Raw genomic sequence first — 13,401 nt, 5'->3', positions numbered from 1 at the left:
CTGATTAGCTGCGGGTGCTCCTCCCATGGTCAGGCCATGTGGCTTTGAGATGCTGACGGCATGCTTACCAGTCCTGCCCATTCTCCTAAGCTTGAAATACCTTTAGAAAGGACGTAGAATTCACCGCGCTTTTAGGTGGGTTCTTTGCCCTCGAGGCGATTCAATTTTTTAGGAAAGGCAGGAAGAGCATGTCTTCTGCGACCAAAGTCGTTTCTCTCTCTGCTGCGATGGCAGCCATCCTTCTCATTACCTCTTGCGCCACCGTAGACCAGCGCTCCGGCCTCACAGCCCAGCAGCCGAAGGAGGAGGCGTTTCGCTCGCGGCTCACCAGGCAAGCATCCACAGTCAATCTCGCCATCGGCGCTTCGGCTGCTGAGCTTGCCGATATGCTGAACAGGTTGACGCCGAAGGAGCTTTACCGCGGATCCGCCAAGACGAAGGGGCTCACCGCGGATATCCTCCGAAACGGAACGATGTCGGTATCCGCGGCGGATAACTTCCTCTACCTTTCCATCCCTATCTCCCTGAAGCTCAGCTACGGCAGCATCGAGACCCTCCCCTATGCCACCACCTTGAAATTCAAGGTGCATCCGAAGGTCACATCGGACTGGCGGGTGGACGCCGATATCTACTACACCGGCGTCACCAATCCACTCCCGGAGGAGGTGGGGGTAGGGCTCTTCTCCATCAAGCCGCGCAGCATTCTCGACGGCCTCACGCTGCCGGTACAGCAGAGCCTTTCGACGCTCATCTGCAAAAAGCTCAACGAGAAGTTTCCGCTGAAAACGGAGGTGGGGAAGGTCTGGAGCGCGGCGCAAAAGCCGATCCTGCTGGACAAAACGTACAGCGCCTGGCTTGTGATGACCCCGCAGGAGGTGCTCCTCGATCCTCTCTACGCCCAGAACAACCAGTTGAAGCTGGGTGTGGGGCTCAAATCAGTAGCCGAGGTGGTGGTGGGGCCTCAGCCGTCGGAACGGGCGCCTGTGCCGCTGCCGAATCTAAAGCTGGTGAAGGGGATGGACAGGACATTCCGCGTTGCGCTCAACACGGAGCTCTTCTACCGCGACATCGTGAAGATCGCCTCTCCGCTTCTTCTCAACAAGGAGCTGGGCGAGAACGGCAGGAGCGTCATTCTCAAAGATTTGGAGGTGTACGGCAACGGGGAGCGGCTGGTTGTGAAGGTGGTGATGTCCGGCACGATCGACGGCACCTTCTACCTCACCGGGAAGCCGGTCTTCAACTCGCAGACGAACCTCTTTTCCGTGCACGACGTCGACTTCGACCTGCAGTCCCGCAGTCTCCTGGTCACCTCCGCCGAGTGGCTGTTGCATGGGACCATCAGGAGCAAGATCGAGGAGAAGCTCAACGTGGACCTGACGCAGAACATTGCCCAGGCGCGCGAGATGGCGGGAAAGGCGATGCAGCGGGTCAACCTGGCGCAAAACGTCTTTCTTTCGGGGACGCTGAAAACGGTAAGGGTGAATGACGTCATGGTGGAGAGGGACCGCATCGCCATCCAGCTGTACTCCGAGGGGGAGACAGCTATCCTCTTCCACTAATCAGATGAAGGAAGCTATGAAGCATAAGGCTGCTTTCGTCGGGCTGGCGACCTGGGACCTGATCTACGTGGTCGACCGCCTGCCATCGATCGATGAAAAAATCGTGGCGTCTGATGCTGCCATGAATGCCGGTGGCCCGGCAACAAATGCCGCTGTCACCTTTTCCCATCTCGGCGGCGAGGCCGTCCTTCTCTCAGCTGTCGGCTCCGGTGCGATGGCTAGGGCGATTTCCGATGATCTGAGATCCCATCACGTTCGCCTTCATGACATCGCCCCGACGAGCGACTTCCGCCCTCCGGTGTCCTCGGCTTTTCTGACGGCAGGTTCCGCCTCGCGCGCTCTTGTCTCCCTCAATGCTTCCAAAGTGGCGGAGACCGCGCTCTGGAATCGTGAAGAGATCCTGGAGGGGTGTGAGCTTCTCCTTGTGGATGGCCATTATATGGACGCCGCGATCCGCGCTGCCCGGTGGGCATCTGCGGCAGGCATCCCGGTGGTCCTGGATGGTGGAAGCTGGAAAGAGGGTACTGAAGAGTTGCTGGAATTTTGTGACATGGTCATCGCCTCGTCGCGCTTCCATCCACCCGGATGCAGCGGGAAATCGCATAGTGTGGAATACCTGACAGGCGCCGGCATCAGGCGGATCGCGATAACCGACGGTGCAGAGCCTATCGTTGTCAGAGACGAGAACGGGGGGGCACTGGTGGCGACCTATCGAAGCAGAGGTATCGACACAACCGGCGCAGGCGACGTCTTCCATGGCGCCTTCTGTTATTACTTCCTGGAAGGGTGCGATTTCCGACAAGCTCTAAGCGAGGCAGCCAGAGTGGCAGCCGTTAAATGTGATCATCTCGGTGCACGTTCATGGTTTACTGCTGTCTAGCTGGGTCCAGAAGGATGCCTGCCACGTTTCCTGGCCGACTGGCACCTTCAATTGGTCGTCCTGTGGCGCACAAAGTCAAATCCTTAGCAGAGCAGGAGCTCTGGCGTCCCCTCCCTTTCAAGGGGAGGGACAGGGTGGGGATGGGGTAGAGGTTGACGCGTGACCATCCCCCTTCTGTCCTCCCCGGGGGGGAACGCTAGTGACGTCGCGCTGGAGCACAGGCTTCCCAGCCTGTAGCCGCGGCGCCAGCCGCGCGGTCTGTGGCGGCTTGCGCGGCCATCGCAGGCAAGATGCCTACGCTCCAGCGCGGGGGCACCATGATCTTTGTAGCGACCTCCCCTGCAAAAATTTCTTCAAAAAGAGCCTCATCACTATTTCTTCTCACCCATCAGCCTGAACCAAAACCTGAGTTGTGCTGTAACTCGCTGTAACTGCTCAATTTTGTATGGTGCTGAGCAGGCGGCGTGATTTATGCTGTGGATGCTTGTACTGCACGTGGCCCTCGAGCCTCGGTGGCGGGTGGAACATATCTACAGGAGAGGGCCGCGGAGGAGGCGATATGTTACTCGAGCGCATAGCAACAGCAGCTTCCAAAGAGCCTGAGTTTGATTGGGACAGATACTATGGATGGCTGTACGGGGAGTTGGCTGGGAAAGATGATGTAGAGATCGCCTTCTGGGCATGCCGCAACTGCAACACGGTGAACGTAAGCTGCCTTCCTGCGCGCTACGGGAAGTGTAGCGAGTGCAAGCTGATCCACATGGGCCACCCTTTCCGGCGTTAACAACCTGCGGCCGATGTCTCTGAGGCCGCAGATCCGGATTAGCCGTTCGTGCTGAGCTTGCTGACAGTGTGATATCCCACCTCCCTCAAGGATAGATCGCTTCGGCAAGCTCAGCGAGAACGTTCAAGCATCCTCCTCCTGTTACGCTCTTACAGTAAATGTCACAGCTTTCTGCTTGTCTTCTTTAGATCCTCCCTTTTTTGACTCAAAAAAGCCCGCCTCAGGTTGCTGATCGCATTGATCCCGCCAAATATCGTGTTACATCTAATGTCGGTACTCCCACAGTGATATGCCAGCCGGAGGAGCGAAGCTATGAGGCATGTTCTGGTGCTCGGTCTTTTACTCTTAACGACTGCTGCGTGCACCGCCCAAACACCTGTCCGTGGCGCCCCCAGCAAGGAGCTGGACGGAGACCGGCTGACAGTCGGAAAGGTGCAAAGGGAAATTAAGATGGGAATGAGCGCGGCTCAGGTGGTCGAGGCTCTGGGATCACCAAATATCGTGACGACTGACGAACAGCGGCGGGAAGTGTGGGTTTACGACAAGGTGTCCAGCGATCGGATCGACTCATCCCAATCCTCTTACGGGACGCTTGTCGTCGCCGGCGGCGGCACCGAATCCGGCACCAGCTCGACCCGGCAGCGTACCCTCACAATCATCATCAAATTCGATGAGGAGAAGAAGGTTCGCGACTTCGCCTACAATGCCACCCAGTTCTGAACGCGGAGCGCGGCGTCACGCCCGGCGGGATCACGCTGGTCACCTTCTGGCGGTGGCGAGTAACTCCTTGCGCATCCTCTATGCCGCTGCCGCTCTGGCTGCCTCTGCCTCTCTCTCTGGCTGCGCGTCCCATATGCAGCAGACGGCGTTTTTCGAGCTGAGTGAGGAAAGTCCTGCCAGGCGGCGGCTACGTCCGCATGCCTGTGGACTTGCAGCAGAAGATATCCGCTGTCCTCGTCGCCACCCCCGTCAACGCCGGCGGCACCCGCCACGAGGTGCGCGTCACTTTCTACTGCGTGGTATGGAAGGGGGACGGGTGGGTCGAGCGCCAGGCAATCCTCCCCGGCGAACAGAAGATGGAGATGATTTCAGACCCCGAGGTTTACCAGCTCTTTTTTGCCGGACTCTCCAAGGCTCTGTTCCTCGAGGCATTCACACTCTAGGGTGGTGGGCATGAAAAAGAGGTTATCTCCAGCGGCCGCACTCCTGGCGGGCTTTCTGCTGGCGCAGGGGTGCGCGGCTCCGCAGCCAGGCCAGGATCTCCTTGCGCCGACCGACGCGCAGATGAAACTGCGCGCCGTGCAGTCGAAGGCTTTTGAGGTGGCGGACCGCACGGTGGCCATGCGCGGCGTTATCTCCGCTCTGCAGGATCTCGGCTTCATCATAGAGCGCGCAAACGAGCCGCTGGGGCTCATCACCGCCGTCCGGTTCGCCGAATACACGGATGTCGTGGGAGTCACGGTAACGGTGCGGCAGCAGGAGAACCGGAAGATGATCGTGCGGGCCAATGCGATCTACAACAACAAGCCGATCGATGACCCCAAGGTATACCAAAACTTCTTCGCGACCCTTGAGAGATCACTCTTTGTCACCAAGGAATAGCCGGCGATGCCATTGCTACCTCCTGTGCTCATCCGCCCATTTCTCGTCGGGCTTTTCCTCGTGCTCCTGGGGTGCCCCTCCCCGTACGAATGGCGGCATGAAAACCAGTGGGACTCGCGCACCCAGATTTCGGCGGCGCATACGAGCCAGGTGAAACTCCGCTCCGCGCAAAGCCGCATCTTCGATAGTACCGACAGGCGCCGCATCGTCGAAGCGATCATCTCTACTATGCAGGATCTCAACCTGATGGTGGAGGTCGCAGACGAGGATCTGGGCGTCGTCTCGGGGCGGCTCTTTCTGCCGCTGGAGCACCCTCTCGCCGGCGACCGGTACGAGCCGTCTTATCACCTGTATGACGGCGGCTCACTTCTCATCCTCAGCAAGGGATTCCGCACGTGGGGACCGTTCTGGCAGCGCAGCAATATCGTCCGCCTGACGGTCACGGTGCGCAGGCGTAACGAAAAGCAGTCCGTGGTCAGGGCGAGCGCGCAGTTCTACCTGCAGGAGGTGGAGGATCCCTTAATCTACCAGCAGTTCTTTCGCACCCTCGAGCAGGCGGTCTTCCTGCAAGGCCATCTGGTCGAGGAATCGATGCCGGTACAGGAACCTCAAGCTGTGCCGGGCTCCATGTAATAGAAACAGGACGCAGCCATCGGTAGTCTGAAGTGAAGGCAGGATTTGCCGCATCGTAAGCAGGAACGAGAGGGTGTCCCATCGGCGCTGGAAGTTGCATGGAAAAGTGATCTGCAATAGGAGGTGCACCGTGTATGAATTCAGAGAATTGGCGAAAGATGTCTACGCGTTCCTGCAGCCGCCTCTAGTCTGGTACAGCAATGCGGGGGTCATCGTTGGCGACAAGGACGTCATCGTCGTCGACAGCCTCGCAAATGCGGCCATGACGAAAAACCTCCTGTCGGAAATCCGGCGGGTGACGGACAAGCCGATCCGTTTCCTGATCAATACCCACTCCCACGCCGACCACGTCTACACCAATCACCTCTTTCCGGAGGCCACGGTCATCACTACTCACTCGGGGCGGGAGCAGACGAAGGCGAATCTGGAACTCCAGGGGGAGCACTCGGCCTCCTACGCCAAGTTTTTCCCGGAGTTCGATTTCAGCGGCGGCCGGTACACCGTGCAGGATATGTGCTTTCGCGGGACATTCTCCCTGTATCAGGGGGCGCGAGAAGTGCGGGTGATCGAGCTGGGAGCGGGGCACTCGGAATCGGACGTGGTGGTTTATCTACCGTCTGAAAAGATCGCCTTCTGCGGAGACGTATTCCTGAAGGGGATGCCGCCGCTCCCCCTCGAGGGGCATGTCAGCCAGACGATCGCCCACTACAAGCTCCTCGAATCGTTCGAGGCGGAGGTCTACGTCCCCGGACATGGCGAGGCAGGCACGCTGGCGCATGTGCGCGTCCAGAGGGAGCAGCTCGAAAGGCAGTTTGAGCGCGCGCGGGAGTGCTTTCAAAAGGGGATGAGCTATGACGAGGCGCTCCGGGCCTTCGCCGGTGATGTCATTCCCCTGGAGTTCCAGCGGGTGGTGATTCTGGCCAGTTACTGCGAATTCACCGGCAGGCACCCCGAAACGAAGGATCCCGCCAGCCAAAGCCACATGTCGCTCATTCAGTCTGTTGCCGACGAGTTGCGGGTACTTTTGGGGACGAAAGAGGTCGACAAAAAGGTCGCCATGTCGCGGTAAGAAGGAAGGTTCCTGGTAACTTCGCCCACAGCGCCGATTCCTGTCCGCAGGAATCCTCCTCCCCGAAAACAGCTCCCTGAGCCCGACTCCGCCTACCGGTTGTCGGGCTTTGCCATCTCCTGCCTCTCCACTCAACATCCACAGAGTAGCAAATGAAATATTTGGCATATACATAATTTGCCGCCAAATATTTCATTGTATACCGCCAGATATTTCAACCCGCCTTGCGCGCTCATACTCAAGTTGCTGAACCTGAAGAGATCTTCACGCTGGCACAGTAATGGCTTTATAGCACCGGCTGGCAGTACCGGATTGGTGATGTCAGACGGACGAGCATGAAGTTATTCACTTTGCCTCCGAGCCGTGCGTCCTAACAGGGTAAACCTCATGGCGCCCGGCCAACGGGTTTCGTTGGAAACGGCGTGGCCTCCCTTTCGGAAAGGAGCAAATCCGCTCGCGCGGAAAATAAAACGAAAGATAGGGAGATGGAGCATGGACAAAATTTTTCGCCTGAACATGACCGACAAGAGCTTCAAGGTTGAGCCGGTACCCGCCGCCTGGGTTCCCCTCGGTGGCCGCGCCCTTACCTCGACGATCGTCGCGGAAGAGGTTACCCCGACCTGTGACGCACTCGGTCCGAACAACAAGCTGGTCTTCGCACCGGGCCTGCTCTCCGGCACCGCAGCCGCCAACAGCGGCCGCCTCTCCGCTGGCGCCAAGTCCCCGCTGACCGGCGGCATCAAGGAGTCGAACGCCGGCGGCACCGTGGCGCAGAAACTCGTCCGCATGGGGATCAAGGCGATCATCATCGAGGGGATGCCGAAGGACAACAAGTGGTACAACCTTCACGTCACCAAGGACAGCATCGTCATCAACGAGGAGACGGAACTGCTGGGCAAAGGTAACTTTGCCGTCGTCGAAGCCCTCGAGGCGAAGTTCGACAAGAAGATCGGCATCCTCACCATCGGCCAGGCTGGCGAGTTCATGATGACCTCCGCCAACATCTCCGTAAAGGATCCGGACTCCAAGATCCGCAGCCATGGCCGCGGCGGCCTCGGCGCAGTCATGGGCTCCAAGAAGATCAAGTACATCACCGTTGATGAGACCGGCGCAGGCGCGGTACCGGTTGCCGAGCCGGAGAAGTTCAAGGCTGCAGCACGCACCTTCGCCAAGGCCCTTCTCGATCACCCGGTTTCCGGCCAGGGTCTCCCGACCTTCGGCACGAACATCCTGGTGAACATCCTGAACGAGGCGGGGGGGCTGCCGACGCGCAACTTCACCTACGGCCAGTGCGAGGATCACGACAAGTTCTCCGGCGAGACGATGCACGACACGATCGTGGCCCGCGGCGGGAAGCCGAAGCACGGCTGCCATGCAGGGTGCATCATCCAGTGCTCCCAGGTTTATGTCGACAAGGACTCCAAGTACCTCACCTCCGGCTTTGAATACGAGACGATCTGGGGCCTCGGCGCCAACTGCCTCGTTAGCTGCCTCGATGACATCGCGAAGGCCGACAACCTGATGGACGACATCGGGATCGACTCCATCGAGGGCGTCGTCATGTTTGCAGTTGCCATGGAAGCAGGGATCCTTCCGTGGGGCGACGGCAAGGCAGTGCACAGGCTGCTGACCGAAGAAATCGCCAAGGGGACCCCGCTCGGGCGTGTCCTCGGCAACGGCACCGGCTCCGTCGGCCGCACCTACGGCATCACCCGTTGCCCGGTCGTCAAGAACCAGGGGATCCCGGCGTACGACCCGCGTTCCGTCAAGGGTATCGGCATCACCTACGCAACCTCCACCATGGGTGCCGACCACACCTCCGGTTACACCATCGCCACCAACATCCTCAACGTCGGCGGCTTTGTCGACCCGCTGAAGAAAGAAGGGCAGGTCGAGCTCTCCCGTAACCTGCAGATCGCAACCGCAGCCGTTGACTCCACCGGTATGTGCATCTTCGTCGCCTTCCCGGCTCTCGACGTACCGGAGTGCCTCCCGGCCCTGATCGAGATGATCAATGCCCGTTTCGGCATCAACCTGACCGGCGACGACGTCATTGCCCTCGGCAAATCCGTTCTGAAGACCGAGCGCGCCTTCAACCTCGCAGCGGGGATGAACAACGCTCACGACCGTCTGCCGGAGTTCTTCTCCCTCGACCCGGTCGCACCGCACAACGCGATCTGGGACTTCTCCGACGCGGAAATCGACGAGTTCTGGAACTTCTAGAAAGCTCCAAGAGCGTCGGCACAAAAAGAATCCCGGTGTGGCTCCCCCCACACCGGGATTTTTTTTATCTTGTAGGCCGGAATAAGCGGAGCGTTTCCGGCATGTCCATCGGCTGTCGCCGACGCCGGGAACGCCTGCGGCTTATCCCGGCCTACGACCTCGAGGAACCCATGATTGCTCGTTCCCAAGGTCACCTTGGGAACGGCACCTGGGCGCAAAGCTCCGGCTTTGCATCCGCGTCAGCGGAAACGAAGAATCGCGGCCGTTGGCGAGGCGGAGCCTCGCGGGCAGCTGCATTCCCAAGCTGAGCTTGGGAAGTAGGACTGTCTTATCTATTCAAGGCAGGACAATGTAGGCCGGAATAAGCGCAGCGTTTCCGGCATGTCCATCGGCCGGCGCCGACGCCGGGAACGCCTGCGGCTTATCCCGGCCTACGACCTCCACGGAATCAGATCCCGGCTGCACTGCGGAGCTTGTGCTAAAACTACCGAAGCGGGGGAGCGCTAGCGGCTTTCTCCCTGCGCCGGAATTTGATCCCCAGTTTATCCATCCTGGCCCGCAGGGTATTCGGCTCCAGCCCGAGAAGCTCTGCGGCACCCCCGACCCCATGGATCTTTCCGTTCGTCCTTTTCAGCACACTGCTGATGTGCAATGCCATCGCTTCATCGAGCCGCATCGGTGGTGCATCGTCTCCAACCTCCCTCGGAGACAGCACCCCATTCCCTTCCCGCGGCAGCACCGAATCAAAATAGAGCTGCCCCCCGCGGTGCAGAATAAGTTCCCTTTCCACCAGGTTCTCCAACTCGCGCACATTGCCGGGCCATCCGTAGTTCATGAGGCGCTGCAGCGCGCCGGGGGCAATCTGCGGCGGGACGGAGATCCCCAGCCCCCAACACTTCTGCTCCACGAAGTGGCGGGCGAGGGGGGCAATGTCCTCCTTTCGCTGCCGCAACGGCGGGATGATGATGGGAAAGACGTTCAGCCTGAACCACAGGTCCTCGCGGAAGCGGTTTTCGGAGACCATGCTCTCCAGGTTCCTGTGCGTGGCCACGATGACCCGGATATCGACCGGTATCGGCCTCGTCCCGCCGACCCTCTCGATCTGGCGGTCCTGGAGGACACGCAGCAGGCGCACCTGGGCCTGGAGCGGCAATTCGCCGATCTCATCAAGAAAGATCGTCCCGCCGTCGGCGCGCTCAAAGCGTCCGCGTTTTTCGCTGTGAGCGCCGGTGAAGGCGCCCTTCTCGTGGCCGAAGAGTTCGCTGTCCATCAGGCTCTCCGGGATTGCTCCGCAGTTTACCTTGATGAAGGGGCCGTCCCTGCGCGAGGACCCGAAGTGAATGGCATTGGCGATGACTTCCTTACCTGCACCCGTCTCGCCAAGGATGAGCACGGAGTTGTTCAGCGGCGCCACCTGCTGCACCATCTCCATGACGTGGCGCAGGCCCGAGTTGCCGCCGATGATCTCCTCTTTCTTGAAGAGGAGCTCCTTGTTGAGGAAGCGGTTGTCGTCGAGGAGGATGTCGCTGTATTTCTTCAGCTTCTCGTGGGCGAGCGCGTTTGCGAGAGCGATGGCGAACGGCTCGCTCACGGTGGAGAGGAGCTCCACGTGGGAGGAGTCGTAAAGGTCCTCGCCGCGGGCGCGCAGGATCAGCCACCCCAGGCGCTCCTTCTCGACCCACAGGGGGATCTGGATGACGGAGTACCCCTTCAGCTTCATGTGCGGGGCGAGCTCCCTGATGAGCTCGTCGCGGTGCGGGTTCATTATGGTGGGGACGTGGATGTTCCACGACTGGACCTTCACCCAGAGGTCCTCGGGGAGCGGGATGATCTCTTCGGTGAGGCCGAGCCTGCCGTTGGTGACGTGGGCGACCCTTCTGAGGGATGAAACGTTGGTATCGCGCACGGTGAGGCTTATGCCGTCAAGGGGAATATGTTCGCGCAGATACTCAAAGGCGCTGGTAAGCGCCGTCTTTATCTCGAGACTGCTGCAGATCTTGACAGTCATCTCGCGGAAAAATATGTTTTTGTCCACCATCCCCGCCGGTCCCCCCGTTTCCGTCCGATGCCTATGCTTGGCCTTTCCGAACCAAATGAATAAGCCTCAAGGAGGGGCGGGTTGTCAAGAGATGAATTCCCAAATGTGGTAATGCACGATGAGCGGAGATAGTAAAAAGGCCAACTCTCCGTGATGGGGACTGGCCTAAAGAGGTGATGTAACAAAATGTCTGTGAATCACTCCACCAACTGCCGCAGCCGTCCCATGCCCGATATTTCATCGCGGCCCCGTCCATGCCGCCTTGTGGGGAGGCGTGTCGTTGACTGCTGTAGGACACCCCTCTTTCGCCCACGACACCGCCGAAGCGGTTTTTACGCCTGCCAGGAGAGCACGTCCCATTGGTTGGGAGGTGGTCCATCCTTCGTAACGGATGACATCATCCTTTCTCTTGTCTTCAAGATGACAGGGGAATGGGCCGGAATTGTGGACGGAGTGTGAAAAGAAGATGGCTCCTGGGGGAGTCTGAAGTTACCAATTATCGTAACGCTGAGATTCCGGGAGGGATCTCCACGGTGTGCAGGCTTCATATTGACTTCAATGGCGAAAAAAGGTACCTCATTTCTCTCGCGACAGAAGTTTTGAGGAAGGAGTCACCTGTGCCGCAGTTCAGCTATTTTCCCACTCCGTCATTTGCAGCAAAAATGGCTAAGCTCGAAAAACACGATCCGCCTGGATATGCAAGGATACTGAGCGTCATTGACCGGCTTCTCAACGACCCCACGGACGCAGACGGCTGGATGCACGGCGAGTATCATGGGCGGCTCAAGAAGTATGTAGGGCGACGCGATTACCGGCTCATCTATCACTGGTGCGAGTTGTGCCGAAAGGAAGGGAAGAAGTTGGAGGGGCACTGCGGTTTTTGTCACGAGGTTGGCGACAACAGTGTCATCTTCTTTGATGTGTACCACAAGAACGAGGCGAACCGGCTGTAACGCTGACGATATCCGCTCTCGCAAAGAAGGAAGATTACGACCGCCACGGCTCTCTCCAATAAAGCTTTATTTGCACGATCTATTGAAATGTTTTTAAATTTACCGTATGCTGCCCGCCACCAACAAGGAGGTGCCATATTCGGTGAAAAAGCTCCCCATCATCACTCTCTTCATAATTCTGTCCTCTATGTCAGCGTATGGCGGAGTCAACGAGTTCGACTCATGCAGATGTGGTAACGCTATCGCCACCAAAGGGGATTCGAAGCAGGAGGTTCTCCAGAAGTGCGGGCAACCTGCAAAGGTATCGTACCAAGGCACCAGCTGTTACCAGATGTGGTTATACAACTTTGGCCCGAATGAGTTCATGCAGGGGATTTGCTTCGACAGCGGCGACAAGGTCAAGAAGGTCCTCAGCCTCAATCATGGCTATTAACGTTCTATCAAAGACGTTGTAGCGTCACTGCCTCCATCTGCCAACTTATGCCGATAATCTCTCTCTGCCGATCCATCACTTCCTCCCTGTCGCACAATCTCACTTGCGCCGCCTCGGATAAGCAGAGGCAGCAATTCGCCGCTGATGCCTTGCTACGGTCGGAGAAGGTCTTGGCTGATCTCGCCACTCTTCTACTGGAAAAGGGGGAGGGGAATGGCGAGTACCATCGAAGCCGGGAGGCTGCACTTGACTTGCTGACGACAGCAGGGATAGCATTTGTCCGCAACTGTACCACTTTTTCCGAAGGGGTTTTCCTGCTGGAACGGCTGGTGACGAAGACTAACGATGTCGTGTTGAGGAAGAAGCTTCGTATCTATGCCAACCAGCTGAGGCATAGATGGAAGGATGCTGACCCCGCGAACCTTTCCGAACCCTCCTGGCAACGAAGCAGAGCGCTGGGAAAGGTGGACGGCACACTAGTCTCCGCTTTGATTATTTGTTTCTGCTTCATTCTCCTTGCGGGCATGGCAAAGCCTATGGTTGCTTCTCTTGCCGCTCAACGCCCCGCCGAGGCTCCGATTCCTGCTGAACAGCCTGAAGTTGTAGGAGTTGAGCCTCCTGCAAGTCCTGTTGCGACGCCCCCTGATGTGCCACCTGCCGATAACTCGGGAGGTGGATATGGCAGATACACCGACGACAGCGGCGTGATCCATCTTGTAAATGATCCTGCAGATGTGCCGGCTCAGTTTAGATCTCGATTCAGGGTGATCGCTGCCGGCCGGGAACTGAGTGGCGGTGATGGCAAAACCACAACTCCTGTGAACTGCACGAGAAACAGAGTCCTTGTTCCGGTAACGCTGCGCTACCAGGGCCGGGAAGCCCGGGTCGTGCTTCTTCTCGATACTGGCGCCACCGTCACCACGATCAGCACTGGGGTCGCCGACCGCCTTGGGATCAATCGCGATGCGCTGCAACAAGGGACTTCCACCGTTGCCGACGGAAGGGTTGTCCCTTCCTATCAATTCACTGCGGACCTCATTTCAGTCGGACCGAAACATATGCCCGGCGCAATTGTTTCCATACTTCCCGGCTCCGGCAGCGACGGCGCGGAGGGTCTGCTCGGCATGAACTTCCTGAAGGAGTTCCGCTACCACGTCGATTTCAACCGCGGTGTCATTGAGTGGGGCAGCTGAAGCACGGGGAACTCTGATCCGAGCCCGCCCGCGC

12 protein-coding genes and 1 riboswitch are annotated in these 13,401 nt (G+C 58.7%); of the genes, 11 read left to right on the top strand and 1 reads right to left on the bottom strand.

The annotated features are described in order from the left end of the window. The first annotated feature begins 188 nt into the window (after positions 1-188). The 8 genes from LPW11_RS03080 (at position 189) to LPW11_RS03045 (ending at position 8,750) form a co-directional block, all read left to right on the top strand. Positions 189-1,559, top strand: coding sequence for a DUF4403 family protein (locus LPW11_RS03080; RefSeq protein WP_230996665.1), 1,371 nt, complete (start codon positions 189-191; stop codon positions 1,557-1,559). Positions 1,560-1,575: 16 nt separating this feature from the next. Continuing rightward, positions 1,576-2,439: a PfkB family carbohydrate kinase gene (locus tag LPW11_RS03075; RefSeq protein ID WP_230996664.1), complete on the top strand. Its 864-nt coding sequence runs from the start codon at positions 1,576-1,578 to the stop codon at positions 2,437-2,439. A 1,096-nt stretch (positions 2,440-3,535) separates the two neighbouring features. Then, positions 3,536-3,943, top strand: a complete 408-nt coding sequence (locus tag LPW11_RS03070) for a hypothetical protein (RefSeq protein WP_230996663.1) — start codon at positions 3,536-3,538, stop codon at positions 3,941-3,943. Between the two features lie 197 nt (positions 3,944-4,140). Beyond that, positions 4,141-4,386, top strand: a complete 246-nt coding sequence (locus LPW11_RS03065; protein WP_230996662.1) for a hypothetical protein — start codon at positions 4,141-4,143, stop codon at positions 4,384-4,386. A 10-nt stretch (positions 4,387-4,396) separates the two neighbouring features. Beyond that, a complete protein-coding gene (locus LPW11_RS03060) occupies positions 4,397-4,825 on the top strand; it encodes a hypothetical protein (RefSeq protein WP_230996661.1) in 429 nt (142 codons plus the stop codon). Between the two features lie 6 nt (positions 4,826-4,831). Beyond that, positions 4,832-5,458 (top strand): hypothetical protein, encoded by a 627-nt coding sequence (locus LPW11_RS03055; RefSeq protein WP_230996660.1) that lies wholly within the window; start codon positions 4,832-4,834, stop codon positions 5,456-5,458. 130 nt (positions 5,459-5,588) lie between these two features. Then, positions 5,589-6,527 carry an MBL fold metallo-hydrolase gene (locus LPW11_RS03050; protein WP_230996659.1) on the top strand — a complete coding sequence of 313 codons (939 nt, stop codon included), beginning with the start codon at positions 5,589-5,591 and terminating at the stop codon, positions 6,525-6,527. A gap of 341 nt (positions 6,528-6,868) precedes the next feature. Further along, positions 6,869-6,988, top strand: a riboswitch (molybdenum cofactor riboswitch). Positions 6,989-7,019: 31 nt separating this feature from the next. Then, the gene (locus LPW11_RS03045) at positions 7,020-8,750 is read left to right on the top strand and encodes an aldehyde ferredoxin oxidoreductase family protein (protein WP_230996658.1); all 1,731 of its coding nucleotides are present in this window, start codon (positions 7,020-7,022) and stop codon (positions 8,748-8,750) included. Positions 8,751-9,234: 484 nt separating this feature from the next. On the opposite strand, the gene LPW11_RS03040 is transcribed toward LPW11_RS03045, so the two are convergent. Then, entirely contained in the window at positions 9,235-10,788 is a 1,554-nt protein-coding gene (locus LPW11_RS03040; protein ID WP_230996657.1) for a sigma-54-dependent Fis family transcriptional regulator, read from the bottom strand. 662 nt (positions 10,789-11,450) lie between these two features. Here LPW11_RS03040 and LPW11_RS03035 point away from each other — a divergent pair. The 3 genes from LPW11_RS03035 (at position 11,451) to LPW11_RS03025 (ending at position 13,367) form a co-directional block, all read left to right on the top strand. Next, a complete protein-coding gene (locus LPW11_RS03035; protein WP_230996656.1) occupies positions 11,451-11,741 on the top strand; it encodes a type II toxin-antitoxin system RelE family toxin in 291 nt (96 codons plus the stop codon). Positions 11,742-11,883: 142 nt separating this feature from the next. Further along, positions 11,884-12,174 (top strand): DUF2845 domain-containing protein, encoded by a 291-nt coding sequence (locus tag LPW11_RS03030; RefSeq protein ID WP_230996655.1) that lies wholly within the window; start codon positions 11,884-11,886, stop codon positions 12,172-12,174. A 170-nt stretch (positions 12,175-12,344) separates the two neighbouring features. After that, positions 12,345-13,367 carry a retropepsin-like aspartic protease family protein gene (locus LPW11_RS03025; RefSeq protein WP_230996654.1) on the top strand — a complete coding sequence of 341 codons (1,023 nt, stop codon included), beginning with the start codon at positions 12,345-12,347 and terminating at the stop codon, positions 13,365-13,367. Positions 13,368-13,401 lie beyond the last annotated feature (34 nt).

The sequence above is a fragment of the Geomonas sp. RF6 genome, assembly GCF_021044625.1.
Classification (GTDB): domain Bacteria; phylum Desulfobacterota; class Desulfuromonadia; order Geobacterales; family Geobacteraceae; genus RF6.
Note: the sequence above shows the minus strand (reverse complement) of the source record. Positions and strands in the feature narration are given on the sequence as shown.